Below are 25371 nucleotides of genomic sequence, written 5' to 3'. Positions count from 1 at the left end.
GGCCAATTTTGAGATGTGGCGAGTATTGAGTAAGCTAATCTGTATGAGTATTGATTCTCTACCGCCAGATAGATCGGCGACCTTGTTATGGCAATCAGTTGTACCGGTCACAGCAGCAGTCATCGTCGTTCTTGTCGCCTCGCAAATCCCCTTGCCTGGTATCGATACGTCTGTACTGGCCGAGCAGGCGATTTACTCTCCTAACGGAGCGCTGGCGCGTTTCTCAATCTTCGCGCTTGGGGTCATGCCGCTCTTCACTGTGCTTGCCCATGTGGAAATTGCGAAACTGATTTTCCCCTCTTTGGCGCGTTGTCAGATTGCCTCTTCGGGAAATGCTTTTCGGATTAGCGTAGTCATCAAGTCCATTGTCCTCCTTTTTACTGCCATCCAGGCATACGGCATGATGAGCGCGCTGGCGGCCATGGACCTCGTGGAGGGATTTCCTGGAGCGACGAGTGTCGGAATCGTGTCATTCGTCGGCACAACCGCGGTGCTGATCTGGCTAAACGACATCGCGCGCTTCCCCAATTTGGGTAATGGCGTCTGGTTGCTTCTGGCGATCCCGCTTCTCGGCGCGTTACCGCTTGATCTCGTCACATCAATCGAACTGACGCGCTTTGGCGCGGTTTCCGCCATGGACTGGCTGATCGCCACCCCTGTCATCCTTCTGGCCGTTTGGATGATCGTTGTCGCCAATGCACTGTTATCAGGAAAGGGTGGTGAAGCAGCGCCAAAACTTTCGCTGACGGTTCTGCTCTGGCCACCATTTCTCGCCAGTACCGTTGCCGGCTATCTGTTCATCGTCCCGCTGATCTTCACCCCGGAATTGTTTTCCGACACGCCCTGGCTGCTGAACCTGGGGGCTCTGGCATTGTCCGCCATCCTCATCCCGCTTTTCGTCTACGGCTATCACCGGCTCATTTCAATCACCCAGCCTGAGATAGCGTGCGGCGAAATCAGATCGATCCTAGTTGCGGTCGCCGGCGTTCAATTCCTGGTATGTATAGGAATGGGCATTCTGAGACAGGCTACATCTTTTTCGTTCATTCCCAGTGGCGGGATGCTGATCGTTTGCGTCACAGTCCTGCTGGCTTTCAGATCGCTGCTGGACGAATGCTTCGGGGTGGGCGCGTGACAGGTACCGCAAGGATCATACTGGGATTTGCTTTGTCACCTCTTGCATCGGGCGTACTGAACATGATCCTCATGGGAGGCTTTCACGGCTTCCCGATCATTATGTTCAGCTATCCACTCGCATTGATGTTCGGAATACCTGGATTCTTCGTTGCCCGATATCTTGGGTGGCTGAGCTTAAGGGCTGTGCTCCTTGGCGGTGCCGGACTTGGGTTATTCGTGCGCTGTGTGATGGTCGCGTTTGATGGCGGATATCACGGGCGCCCGTCGCCGATCATTCTTGGCTTTGCAGCGATGGCAGCTCACAGCGCCGTTGTCGCAGGGCTGTTCTGGTTCATCGCCTTGTGGCCGCGCAACGAACATAAAGCTCCACCTTCAGGACCACAGAATTGATTGCAGAAATTTTTGCTACACATCGCCGCTCTCGGAAACTCAAATTCAGGAATGCCCAAAAACTATGAAGACCCCCTTCTCAACCGCTTGTCTGATTGCGATATTTCTATCGGCGAGTGCTCCGTCCTGGGCTGACACAGTTGAAACGTCTGTTCAGAACGCTTTTGATGCGATGGCGTCTGCCCAAAGCGAAGATGCATATTTTGCTGCAACGCGCAGCATCATTGCACTTGGCCCTAACGCGTTGCCGAGTCTGACAAAACGTCTAGCTGCAGCCAAGGACGACGATGAGCGTATCGAGGTCACCTATCTCCTTGCCGGAATTATTGGTCCGATGAAATTCAAGCGAGAGCCAATCGAGTTGCCGCCTGAACTAGTCTCTCTTATCGGAAGACTTCTTTTTGAAACGAGAAACCTGCAACTTGAAGCCAATCTTGCCAATTTCACCGTTGTAGCTCCTCATCCCGCCGAATTCGGTCCGGGATTACTCGCCCTGCTGGAGCGAACGGAAAACGAAGCCTTGCGAGCCACCACTTCGGCAGCAATCGTCTATCAGGGGGAAGAGGCTCTACCTCTTGTACACAACGCATTCTACGCCAGCACCAATGACAGGTTCAGCGGAGATCTGGCACATTTGCTCGCCGATACGGACCTCAGTGAACGGTCGATTGCCAAAATGCAGGATTTGCTTAAATCTGACAACGCTGGCGCACGTCAGTCGGCTGCGCGAACACTCGGGAAGGCGGGCTTAAAAAATGACGCTTTGCTGGAATCTGCCTTGAAAGATCTCGCTTCCGCCCGAACAGAAGTCGAATTGAGCCTCGCCGCCGGTAAAGTCAGGAAACAGACCGACGGCAGCGATCGCGTCGCTAGTGCGCTTGCGGATGCATTCAACCGGGCACATAGGATTGAGGAGAGAGCCGAACTTGTATCTGCAATGCGGGCCACCGGCGAGCCCGGTGAGAAGCAGTTATTTGCCGCTTTGCAGGCTTCCAACGATCCAGATGAGATAACTGATATAATGAGGCTTACGAACAGTAGCTTTCACAATGATCCACGGTTGTCCTCCGCCTATGTAGCCATCCTGAAGCGGACTGACGACGAAAAGGTAAGCGAGGCCGCAATCTTTGGTCTCGTGATGATGCGAAAGTCCGGGCAGGAGGCCATAGATGCGGCGCTGAATGAGACATCGGACGATGATCGGTTACAACGAAGGCTCACAAAAGCGGCAAGATCGTTCCCCGCCAATAGGTCTCCCCAATGACAAAGCTGGGTGTCTACGAATTTAATGGTATAGCAAATTTTACGCCTTGGTTTCTCAAATCCATCCCAGTAGTGAGCCCCGTATTTATAGCTTGGGCGTACGACTGCTCCATTCACTGTAGATCATCAGCAGGATGGTGATTGGAAACAAAACGCCTAGCGGGAAGTGGTAATAACTGATTGCTGCGAGCGCTATTGTGGCGGTTGCAGCCGCAATAATTCGTCCCCAATAGGCCATCCGTCCTCGTTTCTCCGCCTTGAAATAGGCCAGCAATCCGTAGCTTACGGTGGGATTTACATTGATCAAGAATAGGACTGCCGAAGAGATCGGGCCCGAAGAACGGTTAAATAAAATTATTGGGCCTGTCGTTCCAATCTCTCCACGATAGCACTCCAGGCCAATGCCAAAATCGGAGAATGAGCTTCCTGCCGGACAAGAAAGTGGTAGTCCCGGCGAGCCAAACCACCTCTGCAAGAGGCGTGAAACCACTTGCTTGGGTTCGGTCTAAGCGCAATGGTTCAGACCTAACTTGGCCGCGCTTAAATTAATGTAATGGTGCCCTGAATGAACAATAGAACTTTTATAGCGGTCGTCATCGCGATTGCACTTGCCGGAATTAATGTCCCCGTGCGGGCCGACGGTTTCAAAATCCATGAGCTGACGCCCATCAAGCAGGAGTTCTGGTCAATTTTCGATGCCTCCGCGCATCATGCGGAAGAACCGACTAACTTTCGGATGTCCTGCTGCGGAACAGATGACGACCAGCATTTGATGATCGCTATCGATCGCCATGTCGACGAGCAAGGGCAAGAAAACAGAACGGACGAAGGTTATCTCACAGAGCTGGACGTCAGTTCCGAAAAAATCGGGTTCAAGATTGAGAAAATCGACCTCTCCCCTGCAATTGGGCGACTTATCCGCCTTCCGAATGTAGGTGGCCTGAAAGGGGTGAATATTTTTGTCGTAGAAGCCGGAGACAGGCTCACAATCCAGTCGGCCGCACCGACTGAGGAGGCCGCTGAGAACAATGCACGGAAGGCCTTGGAAATAGCAAAAAAGTCCGTCATCGGACGATGACCCTGTCTAGAGGCCAAGCGCTTTCTTTAATTGACTTCTGTTAAGTCTCCGTCGAGCGGTCTGGACGAAGATTTTATAGATAGAAAACTGAAATCAAAAACAATGTCATTCTTCGCTTAAGCAATCACAGTGCTTGCAAACGATAGGCAGCTGCGAAAGCGGATAGGTCGACGTGTACTTCAGTACATTGCCTGCAGATCGCAGTTCGATGCGATCATCAGTGTGCGTGCAAACGTCAATGATTGCCTCACCGAGGGCAAATGCGTCAAAGGAAGCCGTAAGTAGCTGGCAGCCACCTTCATTCAGGGCTTGTATCGCTTTGTAGAGCGCCTGGGCTTGAGCGTCGTTTAAAAGCATGGGCGGCTCCGTCAATCTAAGTCAAATGCGAATTCGATCATAACTCACGGCCGTGTTGGATGACTTCTCAAAAGAGAAAGCAACGGGTCCGGATTTCTTTCACTGAAATGCGAACAGGTGACCGGCGTGTAGGAAGTCACCTGTTCTGATGGCGCTTTCGCAGATACTACGATTGCAATTAGTCTCAAGCCTGTCCGAGACGTCTGCGCAGTTCTTCGTTTTCTGCGCGCAGTTTTGCGGCGAGTTCCTTGCGCAGCTTCAGGTTTTCCGCTTCAAGCGCAATCAGGGCCTTTAGATCGTCGCTCGCCCCCGCTGTCGTTTTTGCCTTTGCTGCTGCCGGTGCTGTTTTTCCGGCGGCGTTCTTCCAGTTGTAATAAGTCTGTTCGCTGACTTCCAACTGCTGCAGCGCGGCTTTCAATGTGGTCTTGCCACTTTTGGTCGCCTTTTCAACGGAAGCAAGAATTGAAGTGCGTTGTGCGGGAGTATATTTCTTGACCGTGCGGGTGGCTGGCTCTGCTGCAACGGAGGCTGATTTTGCTGCGGCCCTGGTAGTTTTAGCGGCAGGTGCTGTAGCCGCCTTTGCGGGCCTAGGCTCAGCTTTTTTGCGTGACGCACGGGTTTTCTTCGTGATGCCTACAGGCTCGGCGGTTCTAACCTCAACTGGTGTCTCGTTTACTGCTGCAATGGTTTCGTCTGCCATGGTATGCTTCTCCAGATCGATGTTTGGAAATTCATTTAGGCGTCAAAAATACAGGTCAATGGTTGATGTAACAATAAGGCCGTGTACATCATGTGTTCAAGATGAGATAAACTTGCTTTCAGGGCATATCGATCAGGTCGGACATTCTGTTGAGTGTTGAAAATCCGCCGCATAATATGTAGCTACTGCTAAAAGCCCTTTGACGCGCGTAGAGCGTACCTTCAAATTTCCTCGGGAAAGCTACTCACGGATGAAAAATCGAATCCGCAATGTTGTCGTTGATTATAAGAACAAGCGTACTCGCAAGGGCTCGTCATCTTTGTGGGGGAATCTGGATCTGAAGTCGATCACCGAACAAGTGGAAGCGGATGCGCCCCAATCTCCTATGGACGCTCAGGTCCAGCCTGATCTATCCAAGCCGATTGAACGCAAAACTGAGACTACGACCATAAATGCTGTGTCGCAAACTGAGCCGGTCATCGAGCAAGTTGAAGAGGCTTTGAGCGAGCAAGAACTTTCCAACATGGACGCCTCGAAACCGGAAGAAGCACCCCTTACAATGGAAGAGCTGCAAACGGAAAACATGGTGGGAAATCCTGTTGTCAGTGAGAAAAAGCCGTCTGTTCGACGTGGTATGAAAAAATCAGCTCCGCAGAAACAACAAGCGGCAATTCGGGTGTTTGCCGAGCCTGATATTCAGGCTGAATTGTCAGCTCTTGAAATAGAGAATGCCGATCTGAAACGTGAACTGGCCGCCAGATTACGCATGGAGAACAGGCAGTTGCTCAAAATGCTTCGACGATTGGAAAAGCAATAGAGAAACGGTCGCTAAGACTGCTCTGCTGGCCTCATAACTGATCTGTTCACGCGTTCTGGTGACATGTGTAAGAGCTATGGTTGCCAAAACTATTGTGTTGTCAGGCTTAAGCTGACAGCATTTCTGCGTACTGTTGCGGCAGGTATAGGGAGGTCGATCACGATGAAGTCACTGGGTAAGCGTCTTATTGCGGGATTGAAAAGCTGGCGATCGCGGAAGAAGCCGGCTTTGCCGGACGAAATGCCAGACGCTGGACCGGCGGCCAGTGAAAGCCCTGAGCAGCCTGAACCTATATTGCCAACGCGACTATCCATCAAAGTTACGACCAAAGATCCCGACGAAGAGAGTGACAAGGCAATCCGGCAGGTTGAACTGGCACCTCTTCAGGAGGTATTATCGTTCGCTGAAGAGCCGAAGGTCCCTCAAGAAGCGCCAGTTGTTGTGGAGCCCGAGCGGAAAGAGGAGGGGATAGATGAAACTGTCACCTTACCTCCCATTCGCAAATCACCACAAAAGCGGCTTCGTGCGAAAAGGCCAAGTTCCAAGACTGAAGATGGACCGGTGACAGACGAAGAACTGGAAGAGCTGGAAGCGGAAAATGCGCGGCTCAAGCTCCTATTGAATGAGCGGTTAAAAGCGAAGCAGGATGGTTCTGAGAACTGACAGGGCGTAAAACTTCGATCGATTTAGGTGAGCTATAGGGAATAGTGATGGCTGTCACATTATTGCATGGAATCGGAAATCTCGTTTGCGACGGCGTTGATGTTGGGGCGTTGAATTCAGCATCGCTAGCCCTGAAGATGGTCCGGATGTGATCAGGCGCGGAAAAGTGTGTGACGTGCCCGTGTTAAAATGGTCCGGATTTAATGTTATTTTTCCGGTGGATTTTCCCGATTTGAGAAGGAGAATTTGCCATGAAGAAGAGATGGTATTCGACGGAGCAGATCGTCGCGGCGTTGAAGCAGGTAGAGCTGGGATTGCCTATTATCGATGGAAGAAGCAATATGCCGGCCTTGAGTCCGATCAGGTTCGGGAGCGGAGGCAGGTCGTGGAGGAGAGCGCCCTTTGACGTAACGGCCAGCTATCCGGCCTTCCGCATCCGGGTCACCCATATCCCGGCCGGTATGCGTGAGGTTATTTGGCGTAAAGTCCCTGAGCCGGTTCCAACTGTCAGGCTGGACGGATCAGTAGATTATGAGACGAGCGATGGCGAGGTCCGCCATGTTCCGGCAGGCAGTTTTGTGCTGGTCCAGGACGTACATGGCAAAAGATACTTGTCACGTCATTCGTCGAAAGCACAGACTGTCATCTGGATCGCGCTGCCGAACGGGCTGGATTTGTCACAAACCTAGCCGCCGTTCCGTCAGGAGAATACCCAGGGCGGCTATCGTTTGCCTTATCGTGTTTGTGGGAACAGATCTTGTTCCCACCCCAATCCTGATGATTTCGGTCTACGATGCTGAATGCCTGAGAGATCGGAAACAACTCGGCTGGAAGGCGTCTTTTTAAGAATCCGTTCCATCTTTTGTACGAGAACCGCCTTACTCCGTGAGATGCCCGAAGAACGTATCTCCTGAATATTCTGAACGCAGCAATCCTTCTTCGCTAAGCCTTGGCATGAGTTCATCAAGCGCTAGCCGCATTGATCCGGTTGAGCCACCCGGCGCGGTTATGAACCCGTCGATCGCACCTGCTTCAAACCATTTGCGAATGTCTTTGGCAGCATCATCCACCGTGCCGATGACCTGCCAGTGTGCGGCGCTGATAACCTCTGGTCTGCGCAAGAGTTCATCTAGTGAAAGCTCTTCACGCTGTAACAAACGCCGAAGCAATCCTGCATGGGTTTTGCTTCGAACCTTTTCCGGTCGAGGTGGCAGGTCGTCCGGTCGAATGAGACGATTTGCGGGCCATTTCGATAGGTCGAGGCCGGTCATTTCGTGGATGAATGCGATTTTTCGAGCCCGATCACCTCGCGCATGCGTGTAGGCGAACAGTTCATCCGCTTCTTTCCGCGTTGGTGCCAAATAGAGGCTGAGACCGGGGAGCAGGCGGACGTCGTTCGGCTTTCGGCCATGGAATTGCGCACGGTCGCGAAGATTGCGGCGAAGATCGATTGCCGCTTCCATATCCGGGGTCGCGGAAAAGACGGCGTCGGCAACGGATGCCGCAAAGTCGCGCCCTGCCGGTGACGCGCCAGCCTGAATAAGCGGAATGGGAACATCTTGAACGGAGGGGACATTGAGCGGACCCTTAACCCGGTAAAAGGTACCTTCGTGGTCTATCGGATGTATGGCTGCCGTATCCGCAAAGCGGCCACTTTCACGATCACGTTTCAAGGCCGATCCGGGAAAACTCTTCCACAAATCACGCACGACGCCGGTGAATTCGGCTGCCCTTGCATAGCGTTCGTCAGATGAAGGCATTTCCGTCAAACCGAAATTCTCGTTGCCATCGAGTGCCGTAACAATGTTCCAACCGGCCCGGCCTTTGCTGAGCCAGTGCAGGGACTGGACCTGACGAGCAACGACATAAGGCGGCATGAAAGTTGTCGATATCGTGGTCAGAAGACCGATATGCGAAGTCTCCCGAGCCAGTGTCGCCATGACGAGCGTTGCATCCATGCTGCCGAAGCCCGGAGTGGTTTCCATGATCTGATGGTTCATGAAAAGGCTATCGGGACGGAATACGAAATCAAGTTTTGCTGCTTCCGCACGTCGGGCGATATCGACGTAAAAGTCCGAGCCGAATGTCCCTTCGATGTTGCTGTCCGGATGCCGCCACCCGTCGCCACTCAGCCAGGTCGGTGCCAGCGACATACCAATGTGAAGTTTCCGTTGCGCACCCATTCCAGGCTCCCGTTAATGCATATAAAAAGCTGTGTCGACCACAGATGTGACCGACTGGTTGGCGGTTTTACAGGATACTTAGAACGTGCCCTTGATACCGACGCCGAATGTGCGTGGCGTGGTTATACTTGCCTCGATGCCACCAATGCCGCGGTTCTGCTGCAGATAGGTTGGAGTGCGCTCGTCGAAGATATTCTTCACATAGCCATAAAGCTGCAGCGATTCATGGAAATCATAGCTCACTCGCGCGTCGGCAATCGTATAGGCGTCCACGACATAGATCGGTGTATTGGCAAGGTCTGAATAGTAGCCGTCAGTGTGGCGAACCTGTCCGGAGATATTGAGCTTTTCCGTTGCATCCCAGCTCGCACCGATGCTGAACATATAACCGGGAGACTTGGCGAACTCATTGCCCTCATAGCTTACATTGCTCGAAATTTCGTCGATTTCGGTGCGGAGAATACCAGCACTTGTCTTGATCGTCAGATTAGACAAAAGCTGATAGTCGAGCCCCATTTCAAGACCATAGGCATGAGCCTTTTCGGCATTGATCGTATAGGATTGCGCCACACCGGGAGAGACGACGACAGGAATGTTGTACTGGGCGTTCTTGAAGTCCATGTAGAACAGATTGCCTGTCAGCGTGAGCTTGTCGTCGAGCAGATTGGCGCGCGTGAACAACTCGTAGTTCCACAGTGTCTCATCCTCAAAAGGCTTCCACTGCCGCGAATTGAGATTGAGGGAAACCCCGCCGGGGTTGTAACCTTTGCTGACCAACGCTCCGATCGTCAGATCGGGGGTGACAGCATATGCCAGCGATACCTTTGGCAAGAGCGCGGAGAATGTTTCGTCGTAATCGAGTGGCGTTGGCGCCAGTGCCGATTTTCCGATGCGCTGTACACGATCCTGCTGGTAACGTATCCCACCGGTCAACGTCCACTGGTCATCGAGCCGGTAGCTCACTTCGGCAAAAAGCCCCAGATTGTCTTTCGTATCGTCAAACGTCGTCGTGCCTTGAAGCAGCATGAACTCGTCCGACTTGGTATTGGCGTAGAAAATACCGGCGACACCGCTGATGACGTCTTCCTGCTCGCCAAACGTGATACGAGACTCATTGGAAATGTTCTTCTGATTGATATCGGCCTTGCCGTTATTCGCAATGCCGGTATGGCGATGCACCGAGGAGGCGGAATATTGCGCCTGATTGTAGAATTTCACGCCGTTGCCGAAATCATAGCCGACATCAAGGATGCCTGTATTGGTATCCTGCTTCCAGCTTGGCATGGTCGTGGTCAGATGTTCGAGCTCATCGAATGGTGCGGATGCTGCTTCCTGGCTTGGACGGTTGGATCGATTGTGGGAATAGGTCAGCTTTGCCGTAAGGCCTGGTATCTCCGCTGGTTCCCACAGCAGTTTCAGCCGTGCATTCAACGCCTCGAAATCCTGATTTGTCTTTTCGGAAATGAAGTTGGGGCTGATATAGTCGATGAAGGTATCGCGGCCCGAATAGTCGATCGCGAGGCGCGCGGCCAGCTCATCCTTGTAGATGGGACTGTTCAGCATGATTGAGGTGCGTTTGGTATTGTAGTTGCCGATCTCGACCTGATAAGCACCTTCACGTGTGAATACCGGGTCCTTGGTGTTCACGATGATCGCACCTGCAATTGCATTCGCACCCTGAGATGTAGTCTGTGGGCCACGGAACACCTCGATACTATCGAGGTCCGACACCGAAGTCGCGCCGAAGTAATATTCGTTATAATTCAGATAATGCCCATCGAGATTGATCGTGGCGCGCGGCACGGTGCCGCCCCAGAACACGTTCTGCCCTGTGTTTGGGCCCTGCGTATCCTGCCCGCGAATAATAGGAGCGCCGACATTGTCGGTATAGATGACGTTCGGAACGTTCGCGATCACTTCAGCCACGGATGAATCGCCTGTCTTTTCCTTGTCGATTTCCTTGGCCGAAATGACGGTGACAGATGACGCCGTGTTCTTGATGTCGCGCGCAACTTTTTCCCCTGTCACGACCACAGTATCAAGCACAATCGCATCGGAGCTGGCTTTCGCAGCCTCCTGGGCAAGCGCAGGCGTTACCACAAACACCGCCAGCGTGAGTGCACTGGCGCTGGACATCAAGCCACGATTCAAACGGATATTCATAAGTCGCCCCAAACATGAGTATATTAGTCATGTTCTGTTAAAGCATAAGGGTGTCATTCCGCAATAAGGAATGCATGCCGCAATACAGTATAATATCAAGCCTCCGATATGTGTTGCATGCCCGCAACAGTGAGGGAGGGCCAATTCAATCCGTCCAAAACCCTCGAGGTTCGCCCATCGCATTCGCAATGCAGAGGGCATGACTTTCCAACGGCTTGTCGCTAAACATTGTTTTGCTATTACCGCGGAGGAGGCAAAGCATTTGAACGAGAACGACCTGTCCGATGAGAGCGACACCACGAGTGAAAAACGCTCGGGTACAATACAGTCGGTTTCCATTGCCGCGCGCTTTCTCCGGATTCTGGCCAATGCTGAAACCGAGCTTGCGTTGGGCGAAGTCGCTCGACGGGCAAAGACGGGAGGATCGACAGCGCATCGTTATCTGCAGAGCCTTGTCAAGGAAGGCCTTGCGAAACAGGACGCTGCGAGCGGTCTTTACGATCTGGGGCCGACTGCGCTGAGCATCGGCATTGGCGCTTTGAAACGTGTGGACGCCGTGGAGATTGCGGCGCAACACATGAAGGCCCTTTCGCAACGACATGCCGTCAGTGGTGGTGTTGCTATCTGGACAGATCGTGGCCCGACCCTCGTGCGCTGGTATCGAAGTGCGTATTTCTCGGTCAATCCTCTGGCTCTGGGAGACACATTGCCCATCGATAATACGGCTTGCGGTCTGGTTTTTCAGGCTTTTCTACCCAAGGCTACGGTCGATGCAGCGCGTAAGGTACAGCCAGCTCACTTTCGGGGCAGCCCGCCGGCAAAGTCATTGCTGGACCAAGTGCGCAACGAACGATGGTCCGAAATGACCAGCCATCTTCTTTCAAATGTTACAGGGCAGGCCGCACCGGTCTTCGACGCGCAGCGGGAAATCGTTTGCGTCATGACGACGGTGGCTGATCTTGGACAATTGCGAAGCGAGGACGAGCGGAGAGCGCTCTTTCATGAGGCGTCACTGGTCAATCAGGCAACTGGCGGAAGGATCGTAGACGGGGAGGGGGGCGACGCCATCGATTGAAATGTCACGGAGATTGCGGGGGCGTTCCTCGGGGGACGACGAGCGGCGTTCCCGAAACCGGATCGGTAATGATTACCGATGCAAGGCCGAACACATCTTCTATCAGCTTTTCTGTAACGATCTCGGATGGAGCGCCTTCCGCCATGATCGCCCCGTTTCGCATGGCCACCAGATGTGAAGCATATCGGCAGGCATGATTGAGATCGTGTAGTACGGCAACGACAGTCCGGCCCTCGCGGTTAAGTTCCGCCAGCAATTCCAGAAGTTCGATCTGATGCGCGATATCGAGATAAGTTGTCGGTTCATCGAGCAGAAGGATCGGTGTTTCCTGGGCCAGGACAAGAGCAATCCAGACGCGCTGACGCTGGCCGCCGGAAAGTTCGTTGACTGAACGGTTGGCGAGGTCGGAAATACGGGTGACTTCCAGGGCGCGTGCTACTGCTTCCTCGTCCTCCACTGACCATTGCCGCAGAAAGGACTGATGCGGATACCGACCTCGAGATACCAGATCCGCAACGGTGATGCCGTCTGGGGCGACCGAGGTTTGTGGCAGAAGACCAAGCCTGCGCGCGACTTCCTTCGCCGGCAAATGGCTTATGTTCCTGCCATCCAGCACGACTTTTCCACTGACCGGAGCAAGCAATCGTGACAAGGCACGCAGCAATGTGGACTTCCCGCACGCATTGGGACCGACAATGACAGTGAAAGACGCATCGGGAATAATGATCGACAAGTTCTCGACGATGACCCGATCATCGTAGCGCAATGTAATGGCGTCTGCATGCAGGCGTTGCATCATGGTTGGTCGTCCCTGGAGGAAATCACGTGGCTGTTCGTATTGCATTGTAGAACGCATTCTGCAATATGGAGTAATCAGCTCCAGTTTTCGGAGCCGAAGCAGACCGCTCGCTCCTTGTTCGATAACGGCGCAGTGTTTTCCCATTCGAAACGCTGGCTGGTCGCGCGTTCGTTCGGAAAGCTTTCCATCTGAAGATTTCCAATTTGCGTTGGTGGAGAATAGCCATGCAAGCTGCACGTCCGATTTTCTTGCTTCTCGCCACCATGGTCATTCTGTTTTCTCCACCTCGGACGGTCATGGCCGCCGAACAGGCCTGGCCACGTACCGTAAAGCATGAAGCGGGCGAACTCGTACTGAAAACCAAACCCGTTCGCATCGTATCGACCACACCCAGCATAACCGGTATACTGCTGGCCATGGGCGCTCCTCTGGTTGCGACAGCCGCGACGACCCCGAGCCCACTGACAGATAACAAGGGCTTCTTCCTTCAATGGGCAGAAGTTGCCGACGAGCGGGGCGTCGAAGTGCTATATCCCAATCTCGAATTCGACATGGAAGCTATTATCGGGGTTGAACCGGACCTGCTGATCGCATCGGCGACCGGAGCCGACAGTGTCGTTCAACATTATAGCGAATTGGAAGCGCAAGGCATTCCAACGCTGGTCGTCAATTATTCCAACCAGAGCTGGCAGGAGATTGCTACTGAGCTCGGCACAGCGTTGGGGTTGGAAGATGAGACCGGCGCGACGATCGCCCGTTTCGACGCCAAGGTTGCAGAGGTGGCTGCAACGATTATGCCGCCCAACGAACCGGTTACAATCGTCGGCTACAATATCGGAAACAGTTACTCGGTCGGCAGAACCTCAAGCCCGCAGTCCCTGCTTCTGCAAGCATTGGGTTTCAAGGTCGATGGCTTGCCCGATACGGTAGCCAAGGATGTCAGACGCCGGTCTGATTTCGATTTCATTTCCCACGAGAACCTCTCGGCAGCGATTACAGGCAAGAGCATTTTTCTATTGCGCGGCTCACAAAATGACGTTCAGGCATTGCTGGAAGATCCAGTACTGGCGAACCTTCCTGCGGTCCGCGATCATAACGTCTATCCTCTCGGACCATCTTCATTCCGTATCGACTATTATTCCGGTCTCCAGATGATCGAGGCTGTCGCGTCCAATTTTCGCAAATGATGCCCAGACGGATACAATTCATCATGCCATTGCAGAAGCGGCGTGTTCGGGGTCTTGTTATTGTCGCCGCCAGTTTAGCCGCTATGGCGCTTTGCAGCCTTGCTCTGGGCTCCCGGTCAATCGCCCTTACCGAGACCATCCATGCGCTATGGCAGCCTGATTTTTCGAACAACGAACATCTTGTCATTCTCGAACTGCGTATCCCGCGCACCATCGTTGCAATCATCGCAGGGATGGCTCTTGGAACCGCTGGCGCCATCATGCAGGCTGTAACGCGCAATCCGCTCGCCGAACCAGGATTGCTGGGGATCAATGCAGGTGCAGCCGTCGCGGTCATTCTGGGGATCGTGACCTTTAACCTGACGACAATGGCGCAATATGTCTGGTTCGGATTTGCGGGCGCTGCTCTTGCAGGAATTGCCGTCTTCATTCTCGGAGACACCCACGGCAAAGCGAATAATCCCGTGCAATTGGTGCTGGCCGGAGCCGGATTGTCGGTTGTGCTTGCATCGGTCACGGGCATTGTTGTCATCAATGCACCGCTCGCTGTCCTTGACCAGTTTCGTCACTGGGCCGCAGGCTCCGTTGAGGGGCGCGGCCTTGATGTCGTCGCCATTCTGGCTCCGGCAGTCATCGCAGGGCTTGGCGTGGCGATGTCGATCGCCGGAAACCTGAATGCAATGGCGCTGGGCAGGGATTTTGGTGCTGCGCTTGGCGTCAACCTGCACGTGACCTGGCTTGTGGCCTGTCTTTCCGTAATGCTTCTGGCAGGTTCTGCCACTGCTGGGGCTGGCCCCATCGCGTTCGTCGGACTGGTGGCTCCTCATCTGGCCCGGACCATCACTGGACCGGACTATCGTTGGATACTGCCATATTCCGCATTGCTGGCGTCCAATCTTTTGCTAGGCGCTGACATCATAGGAAGGCTGATTGTAGCACCTTCGGAAGTTGCAGCCGGGATTGTCTCCATGTTGATCGGCGGGCCGTTCTTTATCTTTGTCGTGCGCAAATTCCGGTTGACGAAACTATGAGCACATCAATGAATATATTTCGGATAGGTCCTGTTTCTGTTCGCTGGAAATCGCGCCCATTGATGATCTGCTGCCTCTTGCTTGCAGCCATCCTGCTGCTTGCGGTTTTCCATATCGCAACAGGTACAATGTCATTCAGCTCTTTCCAGGTCATTTCGAGTCTGGTTGGTGGAAGCGACAACGCGACCGCCGATCGCATAATCCAGCGCGTACGTTTACCTCGCCTTGTCACAGCCTTGTTTGTGGGTGCTTCACTCGGTATGGCAGGCGCGATCTTCCAATCAATCTCGCGCAATGCCCTTGGCTCGCCCGACGTGATCGGCTTTACGACAGGTGCAGCAACTGGCGCTATTGCACAAATCATATTGTTCAATGCCGGTCCGCTTGAAACAGCGCTTTCAGCCGTTGCAAGTGGAATGGCGGCGGCAGTTCTTGTGTTTATGTTGGCTGTCAAGGGGCGACGAACCGGCGGCTATAGGCTTATCCTTGTCGGAATTGGCGTGGGGGCCATTCTTTCGGGCATCAATACCGTACTTCTGGTCGCGGGCGATCTGGACCAGGCCGCGTCGGCCCAACTCTGGCTATCGGGATCACTCAATACAAGAAGCTGGGCACATGTTGTCCCAGCAATGGTCGGTTTCGCGGTAACCGTGCCGTTGGCGCTTCATTACGCCAAATCTGTCAATATCTTGGAAATGGGCGATGATGCAGCATGCCAGCTCGGCATCCAGCCGGAGCGTACGCGTCTGGCAATGGTGTTGGTCGCGGTCACGCTAACATCTGTTGCTACCGCATCCGCCGGACCGATTTCCTTTGTCGCTCTGGCAGCGCCACAGTTGGCCCGGCGTCTGACGGCGAGTTCGAATGTCCCACTCATTTCGGGCGCCCTTATGGGGGCAACCCTTCTGGTGGTTGCTGACTTGTTAAGCCAGCATGTGCCATTCGGCATCAAAATGCCGATTGGTCTTACGACCGGGCTATTAGGGGGACTTTATCTCCTCTGGGTTCTTGCTTGCCAAAAAAAGTGATTAGTTCTAGTTGAGAAGCACCGTAAATCAGCGAAACAGATGGCTCACGCCAGGACCTTGGCGACGCTGAGCGGCTCGACTGTCTCGTGAGAATTACGCGCAGCGCCGGCCCAGCTTCAACAGAGATGGACCAGCACCCGATGCTGTTTAGTAATCGGTGATCTTTTTCATGTAGCGGCGACCATCCAGCATGACCTGCTCACGCTTCGCCGCCAGTTTGTAGGCAAATTTCCAAAGCGCATCGAAGAAAATCAACGGCACGAAATATCCCTTGAAAGTGTCATCTATGTCAGCGAGATCGAGTTTCGCTGCATCCAGCACCAATATATTGTCCGGCTCGCCGAAACGGTACAGGAAATCCCGGCCACGCTCGGCCAGCGCACGCGTTTCATCGAGTCCAATCATGACGACGAAGCAGGCATTTTTATCGACGACTTCGAATGGGCCATGGAAGAACTCATTGGCGTGGATAGCTTGCGAGTTGATCCACAGCATTTCCATGAGCACGCAGATGGAGAATGAATAGGCTGCGCCATAAACCGGACCGCTAGCCATGGTGTACACGACTTTTTCGCGGCCGTAGCGCTCTGCATATCTGGTAAAGGTTTCATCAAAATGCTGCTGACCGCGTTCAATGGCCGGTTGCAGTGCCGGCAGGCTTTCCAGCAGTTTGGGCAGCAGGCTGGTCTTGTCGCGTAAATCGACAATGCCCGCCAGCAACATGTAAAGCACGCTGTAATTGCTGTCGGCACCATCGATCGGAATGCCGGTGGTGTAGGACGCCTGGTATTGCAGCACGTGGTCGGCGGCGGCGGCGAGCGGCGATTGCGGATCCAGCGTCAGGGAGATCACGCAGGCGCCCCGGCGACGGGCATGTTCTGCCGCCCGCACCGTTTCCTTGGTGGTGCCCGTCTGGGAGCACAGAATTACAATGGCATCGCTGTTGAGGCGACGCGGGTCGCGTGTGACGAACTCCTCGCCATTATAGACATCAGAGGTCAGCAGTCCCGAATGGCGATCCAGCAAATACTTGCCCGGATGCATGATTGACAGCGATCCGCCGCAGGCAACCAGAAACACATGCGAAAAATCCCGCTGCGCAAGCGCATTCAGGGTTTCAGCAATATCGGTAGGAAGTTGTTTGGGCATTCTATTCCTCTTTTCAGCGTCTTGAAGAGCCTGGCTGCGCCGATCGGCAGCCGTTCCGGTCCAGTGCAACATTTCCCGGTACCAACCCCGCGATACATTGACAGTTCTACTTTAGTGTGCGAACGTTCTCACATCTTGTCAATTGGGAAAATAAGAATGATCAAAATCGCGGCGATGGGCGATAATGTCGTCGATTGTTACATTTCGCGTCGGGAAATGTTTCCAGGCGGTAACTGTGTCAATGTCGCTATCCATATGAGCCGTTTTGGGGCCGAGGCGGCCTATATCGGTGTGGTTGCCGCAGATGCGGCCGGAAGGGTCATTCAGGCCGCACTGCGCGACGAGGACGTCGATACTTCGCATCTGCGCATGGAGGGCACAGGCAAGACGGCCTATTGCATCATTGGTCATCGCGGTAACAATGATCGCTATTTCATCCGCTTTGATCTCGGAGTGTCGATGTTTGAGCCGAGCGCCGCCGATATTCAGTTTGCGCGCCGGTTCGATGCCGTCCATATCGGTCAGTCGAGCGGCCTTGACGGCTGGCTGGATGCCATTGCGCCGCAACGTCTGTCCTATGATTTCTCCACCCGTCGCGACGTGGAACACTATCGACGCATCGGCCCGAAATGCTTTCTGGCCGCTGTTTCGGGCGGTGAGCTTTCGCCGGACGAGATTACGGCGACCATTGCCTGCCTGCGCGAGAGCGGCGCGGATTGGGTGCTGGTCACCCGCGGCACCAAGGGCGCAGTTCTTGCCAGTGCGCAAGGGGTTTTCCATACCGAAGCAACGCCGATTGTGGCGGTTGACACGTTAGGCGCTGGTGACAGTTTCATCGCCCGCACCCTTTATGGCCTGGTGAAAGGCGAGGCGCCCGCAACATTGCTACAGGCGGCGTCACGCGTTGCTGCGGCGACATGTGGCCAATATGGTGGTACAGGTCATGCCGCGCCGATTGATCTCGGCGAGCCTATAGCCGAGTTGCAGGATTGAGCTCGCTGCGCATGTCTTTTCGAGGTTAAGACCGGCCAGATCAACCGGGATGGCGGGCGAGCGAACAACGGGGCTGCCATTCGGCATGCAGCACGATATCCTGCTGCGCGCGATCGGCGCTATCGAGCCGCTCCAGGACCAGACGGGCCGCGGCTTCGCCAACCTCGAGCAGCGGCTGCCGGATTGCCGTCAGTTTAGGGGTAAAGAACGACATCCAGTCCAGATCGTCGAAGCAGACCACGGACAGTTGCTGCGGAATGGAAATATCGAGTTCGCTGATTGCCAGCATGGCGCCGGCTGACATCAATCCATCGGTGGTAAACAGCGCTGAAGGCGGGGTTTCCCGGGTCAGCAACGCGATGGCGTGCTGGCGGGCAATATCGATCGAATAGCTGCCCACCTGGCCAACGAGGCTCGGATCAAAGGCGATCCCGGCTTCCTCATGCGCTTCGATATAGCCGAGCAGACGTTGCCAGCTCGGATAAAGCGATGAAATATCGATTTTCTTGTGCTGGCGGTCGTGAAGAAATGCGTTGAGATTCTTGTAGCGGCCATGCTCGAGTTCCGCCAGTACGCCAATCCGACTGTGGCCGTCGAGAATCATTTGGGTCACTGCGGCGTGGGCGGCCTGGCGGCCATTGACGGTCACCGAATCCGCCTTCAATCCCTTCACGCGGCGATCGATCTGAACCACCGGACAGCCGCTGGCAACGACATCGTGCAAGTGCTGCGCCTTGAGAATATCACAGGGCGCAATGATGATGCCGTCGGCCTGCTTTTCGCGCAGAAGATCCACTGCCTCCAGCTCACGATCGATCGATTCATCGCTGTTGGTGACGATCAAGCCAAAGCCGCGCGCACGAACCACATCGGAAATACCGCGCAGAATACTGGCGTAAAACGGGCTTTGCATGTCGCCCGCGACAACGCCTATGGTCTTGCTGCGCCCGGTGATAAGACTGCGTGCCAGCAGATTGGGGCGATAGCCCAACATATCAGCGGATTTCTTCACCTTGTCGCGGATTTCTTCGCTGGTATAGCCATAGCCGCCCAAGACACGTCCGGCGGTCGCGGTGCTGACGCCGGCCAGGCGCGCTACATCGGCAATGGTCGTCTTGTCGGCGCGTCGTTCACTCATGTCTGCGCGTTCCTTCCAAGCAGTTCCACGCTGCTCAATACCTGTACCGTTTCATAGGCGATGATGGGCCTGATCTCAACTTTCAACTTGACGGATGCGTTCAATCAATGGCTATATTGTGAGAACGTTCGCATATCATTCTCAGCAACGCAAGTAGAAGACGAGCCTCGCACGGGGATAAAGTTCCAATCAAAGGGGAGATAAATGACCAATCGTCGCAAAACCGCATCCCGGCGCATGATGGTAGCGCTGGCGGCGCTGGCCACGGCCGCCAGCATCACCTCGGTGCATGCCGCACCGATCAAGGCACTACAGGACGCTGTGCCGGAGAATTACAGGAAGGGCGTCAAGATTGCTGCCTTCAATGACTGGCCACCGGACGAGTTTGTCGAAGACGGCGTCCTGAAAGGCTGGAGCATCGACATGGCCAAAGCCATGTCGGAACGCATTGGCGTACCATTCGAATTTACCGCAACCAGTTTCGACGCCATCATTCCGGGACTGGCCAGCAAGCGTTTTGACGCCGGATTTTCTTCCTTCGGTGTGACGCCGGAACGGCTTGATTCGCTTGATTTCATTCCTCAGCGCAAGGAAGGTACCGCCTATGCCTTCTTGAAAGGCAAAGACTTTTCCATCAAGTCGGAAAAAGATCTGTGCGGCCAGAGCGTTGCAGTGATGACAGGCGCCTGGGACTACCAATATCTGAAGGAAAAGAGCGCGGAATTGTGCGAATCCGCCGGTGAGAAGCCGATTAACCTGCAGCAATTCACCACCCAGAACGCCGCCGAACTGGCTGTGTCCTCGGGGCGTGTTGAGATGGTGGCGGCCGGATCGGCAAAAATGCACTATATGGCCAAGATTACGGGGCGCTTCAGCGTATCTGAACTGGTCAGCAATCCGGTCTTCAACGGCATTGGCGTGCGCAAGGGTGATGCGCTTGGGCCAGTTTTCCGTGATGCCATCCAGTCCATGATCGATGACGGCTCCTACAAGGAAATCATGGCAAAGTGGGGCGTTGATGGCGCCGGCACCCTGGAAAAGGCGGTGCTGGTTACTAAGGACAATCCGGAGCCAAAATAGTCAGGGCCGATTGAAGGAGAACGCCTGTCAGCCGGCGGCGGTGCGAATACAGCCGCGGTCCATTACGCAAGGGCCGGCCCGGAACACGGGCCGGCGGGTTTGGTAAGTTCGAATACGAATTTCGCTAAACACGATACGGTAGTCTGGAGTAAATCATGGCAAGAACAGCAAAGACGGTCGCGCACCGGCCGGATATACATAGTGTCAAACCGATACCCGTGCGCCATCCGTCTCGATGGATCACCGGCGCCGTGCTCATTCTGATCGCATTGAGTTTTGCCAATATGCTGGCGACCAATGAGAACCTGCAATGGAACATTGTTGTGCGCTACATGTTTCATCCCGACATTCTCGCTGGCTTGGCGCGCACGCTGTTCCTGACTTTTGCCGCAATGATCTTCGGTTTTGCAATCGGCATCATACTGGCCGTGATGCGCCTTTCGGCCAATCCGGTGCTGCAATGGGCAAGCTGGCTGTGGATATGGTTCTTTCGCGGCGTTCCACCCCTGGTTCAGCTGATTTTCTGGTACAATCTGGCGCTTCTGGTTCCCAATCTGACCATTGGCATCCCGTTCGGGCCGACCTTGTGGTCCTGGGACATGAACACGCTGATCACGCCGATGAGTGCAGCACTGCTTGGCCTGTCCTTTACAGAAAGCGCCTATGCCGCCGAAACCATCCGCGCTGGCATCCAGGCGATCAATCCGGGCCAGACCGAGGCCGCCGCGACACTTGGCATGACGCGGTTTCAGATCATGAAGCGCATCGTGCTGCCGCAGGCAATCCGTATTATCATTCCGCCGATCGGCAATGACACCATTTCAATGCTGAAATTCACGTCGCTGGTCAGCGTGCTTGCCTTGCCCGATCTGCTCTATTCGGCGCAGATGATTTATTCGCGCACATATCAGACCATTCCGCTGCTGATCGTGGCTACGATCTGGTATCTCATCCTGTCAACCGCCCTGACTATCATCGAACACCATATCGAGAACCACCTGAAATCCCGGCAGATCACCTGTTCCGCGTCATTCCTGTCCAGACTGCTCCCCTTCAAATTTGCGCTTGGATATCAAAAATGAGTGAAACGCCCGCGAGCTTGCCACTGTTGCAGGTGGAAAGACTGACCAAATCTTTTGGCAATCACCGGGTGCTCGACGGCATCGATATGACGGTGGAAAAGGGGGACGTGACCTGCATTGTCGGCCCATCCGGCTCCGGCAAAAGCACATTGCTGCGCTGCCTGAACTATCTCGAAGTGCCGGATTCCGGTGCCGTGTTGCTCGAAGGCGAGCCGATCGGCATGCGTTGGCAGGGTGAGCGGCTTTATACGATGTCCTTCAACGAACTGGCACGCCAGCGCCAGAAAATGGGCATGGTGTTCCAGGGCTTCCATCTCTTCCCCCATAAGACCGTGGTGGAAAACATCATCGAGGCGCCTATGATCGTACGCAAGATAGGTCGCCAGTCGGCCACCGCCGCGGCGATGAAGCTGCTGGAAAAAGTCGGCCTTACCGAGCGCGCGAATTATTATCCCGACCAGCTCTCCGGTGGGCAGCAGCAACGCGTGGCGATTGCCCGTTCATTGGCGATGCAGCCTCGGCTGATGCTTTTTGATGAACCCACATCAGCTCTTGATCCGGAACTGGTCGGTGAGGTTCTGGCGGTGATGCGCCAGTTGGCCGAAGATGGCGTGACCATGATTGTCGTCACGCATGAAATGAACTTCGCTCGCGAAGTCGCCGACCTTCTGATTTTCATGGATGGTGGCGTGATTGTTGAATCCGGCCCGCCTAAAAAGGTTATGGGCAATCCACAACATCCGCGTACTAAAAGTTTTTTGAAGCGCGTGGCGTGACAGGAACGAATGATGATAATTCTCAATGCACAGCAAACCGAAGCCGCGCTCGATTATCCGGGATTGATCGAAGCCTTGCGTCAAGCGCATGCGAGCGGCAAACGACCGCAAAGCGACACTACCGTGCTTCAGGATCGGAAAAGCGCAGACAACCAGTTTGTGTCCCTGGTAGCTTGGCTCGAAGGGGAGGCGGTTGCCGTCAAGCTGGTCGGTGTTTTCCCTGCGAATGTCAAACTTCCTGTGGCCCAACCTTCGATCCAGGGCACGGTAACGCTGTTCAGCGGTCAGACCGGCGAAGCACTCATGGTCTGTGATGGCGCCATTGAAACCTTCAAGAAGACGGCGGCAGATTCGGCACTTGGCGCCAGCCTGCTGGCGCGCAAGGACGCCCGTACCTTGCTGGTGGTTGGTGCCGGGGGGCTAGCGCCCCATGTGGTGGAGGCTCATTGCGCCAGCCGACCGTCGATCGATCAAGTCTTTATCTGGAACCGCAACTTCGACAGGGCGGAAAAACTTGCCAGCCGAATTGACATTGCCGGCGTCAACATCGTTGCCGTGGAGGATCTCGATAACACAGTCTCGAAGGCGGAAGTGATATCGTGTGTCACCATGTCGACCAGTCCGCTGGTTAAGGGAAAACTCCTCAAAGAGGGCGCTCATGTTGATCTGATCGGTGCCTATATGCCAGACATGCGTGAAGCCGATGATGACGTGTTCCGTCGTGCCGGACGGGTATTTGTCGATACGCGCCATTGCTGTGATGGTTCGGGTGAACTCGGAATTCCGCTCGCTACAGGACTTATCAACCATGAGCAAATCGAAGCTGATCTGATTGAGCTATGTCAGGGAAAACATCCAGGCCGCAGCGACGACCGCCAGATCACCGTCTACAAAAATGTTGGCGGCGGGCATCTCGATCTGTTTACCGCGCAATACCTGTACAGCACTCTTTAAGAGGGATGCCACGTTCAACAAGCACGGTATTGAACACCGGATGGCTGTGAAGACCCGTTGTTGACTGGCAATCAGCGCATTGCAAGATTGATTGAAGTGCCATGTTATTTGCCTTGTTCCAGCTCCCAGCGTGTTGCGCGCGGGTAAGCTAGATGTATGTGAGACCTTTGATGGATCGTGTTCAAAACTATCGACTTGAAAGTGACCTAGAATTGTTTTTTGAAACAGGTATCCTTTGCGTCTTTATCGGGAATAGACAGGGCTTCTAAAGCTCTGGAATATTCTCCTTAAATATTACTTGGATGCGTGGCGGATGGGAGTCAAAAGGTTGACCTCTGATGCTGCTCGTCAAAATGGCCAAAGCCTCTCGCGCTTCCACTCGCGGGTTTTGGTCAATGACGGCGTCCATGGCGCCGAATATCCAGACGCCGCGCGTCGATCCCGAAGAGCAGCGCCGGCTTGCCGAGATCGAGGCGGCGCGGCAGGCGAAACTCTTCACCGATAGCCGTGGAGAGCGGACTGCCGGTAATCCGCAGGTCGCATCCACTACGGCGGCGACGGCAACAGGTTCGGGCATAGATTCCGCGACCGGTCTCGCTCTTGCGGCCGAAACCCCGCCGCTCGATTCCGGTTCGGCGCAGAACATGCAGGATCGCAAACTTGCCTTCGTCAACGCCGATAACGACCACCGCACCGTCAGCGCTGACCGCGTGCAGGAAAAGGCGTCGCCCTATATCGTGCAGGCCGGAACCGTGATCGCCGCCGCGCTGATTACCGGCATCAAGTCCGATCTTCCCGGCCAGATCATCGCGCAGGTCACGGAACACGTTTATGACAGCCCGACCGGGAGCCACCTGCTGATCCCGCAAGGCTCCCGCCTGATCGGTCAGTATGACAGCCAGGTCGCGTTCGGTCAGTCCCGCGTATTGCTGGTATGGAACCGGCTCATCATGCCGGACGGTACATCCATCGTGCTCGAACGCCTTCAGGGGCTGATCCGCAAGGCTACTCCGGTCTGGAGGATGGCGTCGATTACCATTGGGGCCAATTGTTCAGGGCCGCGGCCCTCTCGACGCTGCTTGATATCGGCACGGAAATCGGTTCCAGCAATGACGAGGCCGAGATTGCCAAGGCGATCCGCGAAAGCGCGCAGGATACCGCATCCGACGTCGGCCAGCAGATCGTGCGACGCCGGCTCAACATCCAGCCGACGCTCACCATCCGGCCGGGCTTCCTGGTGCGCGTGATCGTCCAGCGGGATTTACAGATGCAGATATATGGCGCGGCGAAGGAGCCGACATGACCAAGCTGAAACTCTCCGCGATTCCTGACGATAAGCCGGTCAAGATCACCGTCGAGCTTCCGGCAGAGGTGTTTCAGGATTGCAGGCTTCGCCGTTTGACTGTAGCAGTTTCGATAACGTGCTGTCTGCCAGTGGAATTTGCACTTAACCGTTGTACAGGCGCTCTTTCACCTTTTATGAATATCGGCGTGAATTCACCTTACAGATATCAGGCTGTCTGCGATTGCCTGGGTACTATTTCCAGCTGTGAAATGACACCCGCCAGCATGTGGCGAGGGCTAACCTTATCGGGCATGATGTTTAAGTTTGCGTACAGCATTCGCTATAATTAGAGTCGACTTTTGAAATATTATACAAAGCTTTAATAAATTATAGCGCCGTGCTTTCGAATGAGCGTGCGACGCTGTTAGCAAAACAGAGCCGACGGATCAATCCATGAGATAACGCCATTTCACCATGCGTTCGCCCAGATCGATCATCTCGCCGTCGACGCTGAAGCGGCCATCGCCCTTATGGTGGATCAGCCGCTTTTCTTGCCGTGTGTTATCCACCCATATGCGCTGGACCTCCAGCACAAGCAGATTATAGCGTTGCGACCATCCATCATCCGCGATGCGGCATTCGAGATTGGCCCAGCATTCGCCCACCAGCGGCGCGTTCACGGTTTTTGCAGCGACGGGTGTGAGGCCGAAACGCTCGAATTTATCGAGCGTTTCGCCTGAACAATTGCCGATATCCACCACCTTTTCCGCCAGATCGACAGTCGGCACGGCCAGCACGCATTCACGGCTTTCTAAAAGCGCCTGATGGCTGTAATCCCACGGACCGATGATGGCGCCGACCAATGCCGGATCGTGGCTTATCATCATGTGAAAGCCCATGGTCATCAGGTTAGCGGAACCATCCGTCCCGCGCGTGGATACAAGCAGGATTGGGCCGGATTCGAGAATGCGATAGGCCTGTTCAGCCGGAAATTCGTCAAACATGATACAGATCCATCGTGAATTTGATGGCCCGCCGCAAGC

Annotated in this window: 25 protein-coding genes and 3 pseudogenes; 19 read left to right on the top strand and 9 right to left on the bottom strand. The window is 54.6% G+C overall.

What is annotated here, in order from left to right:
- Positions 1 to 43 precede the first annotated feature (43 nt).
- The 3 genes from ACOWVS_RS20845 (at position 44) to ACOWVS_RS20835 (ending at position 2791) form a co-directional block, all read left to right on the top strand.
- Positions 44 to 1135 carry a preprotein translocase subunit SecY gene (locus ACOWVS_RS20845; RefSeq protein WP_157796378.1) on the top strand — a complete coding sequence of 364 codons (1092 nt, stop codon included), beginning with the start codon at positions 44 to 46 and terminating at the stop codon, positions 1133 to 1135.
- Positions 1132 to 1527 (top strand): hypothetical protein, encoded by a 396-nt coding sequence (locus tag ACOWVS_RS20840; protein WP_128006246.1) that lies wholly within the window; start codon positions 1132 to 1134, stop codon positions 1525 to 1527. Before ACOWVS_RS20845 ends, ACOWVS_RS20840 begins: the two co-directional genes overlap by 4 nt.
- Before the next feature lie 64 nt (positions 1528 to 1591).
- Positions 1592 to 2791, top strand: a complete 1200-nt coding sequence (locus tag ACOWVS_RS20835; RefSeq protein WP_006471507.1) for a hypothetical protein — start codon at positions 1592 to 1594, stop codon at positions 2789 to 2791.
- 84 nt (positions 2792 to 2875) lie between these two features.
- Here ACOWVS_RS20835 and ACOWVS_RS20830 read toward each other — a convergent pair whose 3' ends face one another.
- Positions 2876 to 3097, bottom strand: coding sequence for a hypothetical protein (locus tag ACOWVS_RS20830; protein ID WP_128570247.1), 222 nt, complete (start codon positions 3095 to 3097; stop codon positions 2876 to 2878).
- A 258-nt stretch (positions 3098 to 3355) separates the two neighbouring features.
- Between ACOWVS_RS20830 and ACOWVS_RS20825 the strand changes: the two genes are divergently transcribed.
- Entirely contained in the window at positions 3356 to 3868 is a 513-nt protein-coding gene (locus tag ACOWVS_RS20825) for a hypothetical protein (RefSeq protein ID WP_006469920.1), read from the top strand.
- Positions 3869 to 3973: 105 nt separating this feature from the next.
- Here the strand turns inward: ACOWVS_RS20825 and ACOWVS_RS20820 are convergent, their stop codons facing one another.
- Positions 3974 to 4225, bottom strand: coding sequence for a hypothetical protein (locus tag ACOWVS_RS20820; protein WP_006471508.1), 252 nt, complete (start codon positions 4223 to 4225; stop codon positions 3974 to 3976).
- 184 nt (positions 4226 to 4409) lie between these two features.
- Positions 4410 to 4925: a transposase gene (locus ACOWVS_RS20815; RefSeq protein ID WP_006469922.1), complete on the bottom strand. Its 516-nt coding sequence runs from the start codon at positions 4923 to 4925 to the stop codon at positions 4410 to 4412.
- Positions 4926 to 5175: 250 nt separating this feature from the next.
- Here ACOWVS_RS20815 and ACOWVS_RS20810 point away from each other — a divergent pair, with 250 nt between their 5' ends.
- The 4 genes and pseudogenes from ACOWVS_RS20810 (at position 5176) to ACOWVS_RS20795 (ending at position 7094) form a co-directional block, all read left to right on the top strand.
- A complete protein-coding gene (locus ACOWVS_RS20810; RefSeq protein WP_006471509.1) occupies positions 5176 to 5742 on the top strand; it encodes a hypothetical protein in 567 nt (188 codons plus the stop codon).
- Between the two features lie 162 nt (positions 5743 to 5904).
- Entirely contained in the window at positions 5905 to 6405 is a 501-nt protein-coding gene (locus ACOWVS_RS20805; protein ID WP_006471510.1) for a hypothetical protein, read from the top strand.
- Between the two features lie 251 nt (positions 6406 to 6656).
- A pseudogene (locus ACOWVS_RS20800) lies at positions 6657 to 6802 on the top strand (IS3 family transposase); the annotation flags it as partial.
- Positions 6747 to 7094: a hypothetical protein gene (locus ACOWVS_RS20795; RefSeq protein WP_050791049.1), complete on the top strand. Its 348-nt coding sequence runs from the start codon at positions 6747 to 6749 to the stop codon at positions 7092 to 7094. The pseudogene ACOWVS_RS20800 and the gene ACOWVS_RS20795, both read left to right, overlap by 56 nt.
- Positions 7095 to 7283: 189 nt before the next feature.
- Here ACOWVS_RS20795 and ACOWVS_RS20790 read toward each other — a convergent pair whose 3' ends face one another.
- Both ACOWVS_RS20790 and ACOWVS_RS20785 read right to left on the bottom strand, forming a co-directional pair.
- On the bottom strand, positions 7284 to 8588 hold the full coding sequence (locus ACOWVS_RS20790) for an NtaA/DmoA family FMN-dependent monooxygenase (RefSeq protein ID WP_006469929.1): 1305 nt from the start codon (positions 8586 to 8588) through the stop codon (positions 7284 to 7286).
- 78 nt (positions 8589 to 8666) lie between these two features.
- Positions 8667 to 10751 (bottom strand): TonB-dependent receptor, encoded by a 2085-nt coding sequence (locus ACOWVS_RS20785; protein ID WP_075042219.1) that lies wholly within the window; start codon positions 10749 to 10751, stop codon positions 8667 to 8669.
- Between the two features lie 262 nt (positions 10752 to 11013).
- Between ACOWVS_RS20785 and ACOWVS_RS20780 the strand changes: the two genes are divergently transcribed.
- Complete coding sequence (locus tag ACOWVS_RS20780; RefSeq protein ID WP_006471512.1) at positions 11014 to 11826, top strand: IclR family transcriptional regulator; 813 nt, start codon at positions 11014 to 11016, stop codon at positions 11824 to 11826.
- A 4-nt stretch (positions 11827 to 11830) separates the two neighbouring features.
- On the opposite strand, the gene ACOWVS_RS20775 is transcribed toward ACOWVS_RS20780, so the two are convergent.
- Positions 11831 to 12625, bottom strand: a complete 795-nt coding sequence (locus ACOWVS_RS20775; RefSeq protein WP_006471513.1) for an ABC transporter ATP-binding protein — start codon at positions 12623 to 12625, stop codon at positions 11831 to 11833.
- Between the two features lie 224 nt (positions 12626 to 12849).
- Here ACOWVS_RS20775 and fepB point away from each other — a divergent pair, with 224 nt between their 5' ends.
- Genes fepB through ACOWVS_RS20760 form a run of 3 tightly spaced genes read left to right on the top strand, consistent with a single transcriptional unit; the run spans position 12850 to position 15871 of the window.
- Positions 12850 to 13812: a Fe2+-enterobactin ABC transporter substrate-binding protein gene (gene fepB, locus ACOWVS_RS20770; RefSeq protein ID WP_075042218.1), complete on the top strand. Its 963-nt coding sequence runs from the start codon at positions 12850 to 12852 to the stop codon at positions 13810 to 13812.
- Between the two features lie 23 nt (positions 13813 to 13835).
- Positions 13836 to 14843 (top strand): FecCD family ABC transporter permease, encoded by a 1008-nt coding sequence (locus ACOWVS_RS20765; RefSeq protein ID WP_036565062.1) that lies wholly within the window; start codon positions 13836 to 13838, stop codon positions 14841 to 14843.
- A gap of 8 nt (positions 14844 to 14851) precedes the next feature.
- On the top strand, positions 14852 to 15871 hold the full coding sequence (locus ACOWVS_RS20760) for a FecCD family ABC transporter permease (protein ID WP_235691698.1): 1020 nt from the start codon (positions 14852 to 14854) through the stop codon (positions 15869 to 15871).
- Between the two features lie 147 nt (positions 15872 to 16018).
- On the opposite strand, the gene ACOWVS_RS20755 is transcribed toward ACOWVS_RS20760, so the two are convergent.
- Positions 16019 to 17020 carry an SIS domain-containing protein gene (locus tag ACOWVS_RS20755; protein WP_075042217.1) on the bottom strand — a complete coding sequence of 334 codons (1002 nt, stop codon included), beginning with the start codon at positions 17018 to 17020 and terminating at the stop codon, positions 16019 to 16021.
- On the opposite strand from ACOWVS_RS20755, the gene ACOWVS_RS20750 reads away from it, so the two are divergent.
- Entirely contained in the window at positions 16952 to 18013 is a 1062-nt protein-coding gene (locus ACOWVS_RS20750; protein WP_077684364.1) for a PfkB family carbohydrate kinase, read from the top strand. The two genes, ACOWVS_RS20755 and ACOWVS_RS20750, sit on opposite strands and share 69 nt — an antisense overlap.
- Before the next feature lie 40 nt (positions 18014 to 18053).
- Here the strand turns inward: ACOWVS_RS20750 and ACOWVS_RS20745 are convergent, their stop codons facing one another.
- The gene (locus ACOWVS_RS20745) at positions 18054 to 19151 is read right to left on the bottom strand and encodes a LacI family DNA-binding transcriptional regulator (RefSeq protein WP_006469938.1); all 1098 of its coding nucleotides are present in this window, start codon (positions 19149 to 19151) and stop codon (positions 18054 to 18056) included.
- A 204-nt stretch (positions 19152 to 19355) separates the two neighbouring features.
- Between ACOWVS_RS20745 and ACOWVS_RS20740 the strand changes: the two genes are divergently transcribed.
- From ACOWVS_RS20740 to ACOWVS_RS20715, 6 genes and pseudogenes are all read left to right on the top strand, one after another.
- Positions 19356 to 20231 carry a transporter substrate-binding domain-containing protein gene (locus ACOWVS_RS20740; RefSeq protein ID WP_006469940.1) on the top strand — a complete coding sequence of 292 codons (876 nt, stop codon included), beginning with the start codon at positions 19356 to 19358 and terminating at the stop codon, positions 20229 to 20231.
- A 155-nt stretch (positions 20232 to 20386) separates the two neighbouring features.
- On the top strand, positions 20387 to 21313 hold the full coding sequence (locus ACOWVS_RS20735) for an amino acid ABC transporter permease (protein ID WP_006469941.1): 927 nt from the start codon (positions 20387 to 20389) through the stop codon (positions 21311 to 21313).
- On the top strand, positions 21310 to 22089 hold the full coding sequence (locus ACOWVS_RS20730; RefSeq protein WP_006469942.1) for an amino acid ABC transporter ATP-binding protein: 780 nt from the start codon (positions 21310 to 21312) through the stop codon (positions 22087 to 22089). The genes ACOWVS_RS20735 and ACOWVS_RS20730 overlap by 4 nt, the downstream gene beginning before the upstream one ends.
- Positions 22090 to 22101: 12 nt before the next feature.
- Positions 22102 to 23043: an ornithine cyclodeaminase gene (locus tag ACOWVS_RS20725; protein WP_036565065.1), complete on the top strand. Its 942-nt coding sequence runs from the start codon at positions 22102 to 22104 to the stop codon at positions 23041 to 23043.
- A gap of 407 nt (positions 23044 to 23450) precedes the next feature.
- Positions 23451 to 24346, top strand: a pseudogene (locus ACOWVS_RS20720) (TrbI/VirB10 family protein); the annotation flags it as partial.
- Positions 24343 to 24426: pseudogene (locus tag ACOWVS_RS20715) on the top strand (DUF2274 domain-containing protein); the annotation flags it as partial. The pseudogenes ACOWVS_RS20720 and ACOWVS_RS20715, both read left to right, overlap by 4 nt.
- Positions 24427 to 24774: 348 nt before the next feature.
- On the opposite strand, the gene ACOWVS_RS20710 reads toward ACOWVS_RS20715, so the two are convergent.
- Positions 24775 to 25332 carry a flavin reductase family protein gene (locus ACOWVS_RS20710; protein WP_006471519.1) on the bottom strand — a complete coding sequence of 186 codons (558 nt, stop codon included), beginning with the start codon at positions 25330 to 25332 and terminating at the stop codon, positions 24775 to 24777.
- Positions 25333 to 25371: the final 39 nt, after the last annotated feature.

Source organism: Brucella sp. IR068, from assembly GCF_049065885.1.
In the GTDB taxonomy this organism is placed as follows: Bacteria; Pseudomonadota; Alphaproteobacteria; order Rhizobiales; family Rhizobiaceae; genus Brucella; species Brucella intermedia.
Note: the sequence above shows the minus strand (reverse complement) of the source record. Positions and strands in the feature narration are given on the sequence as shown.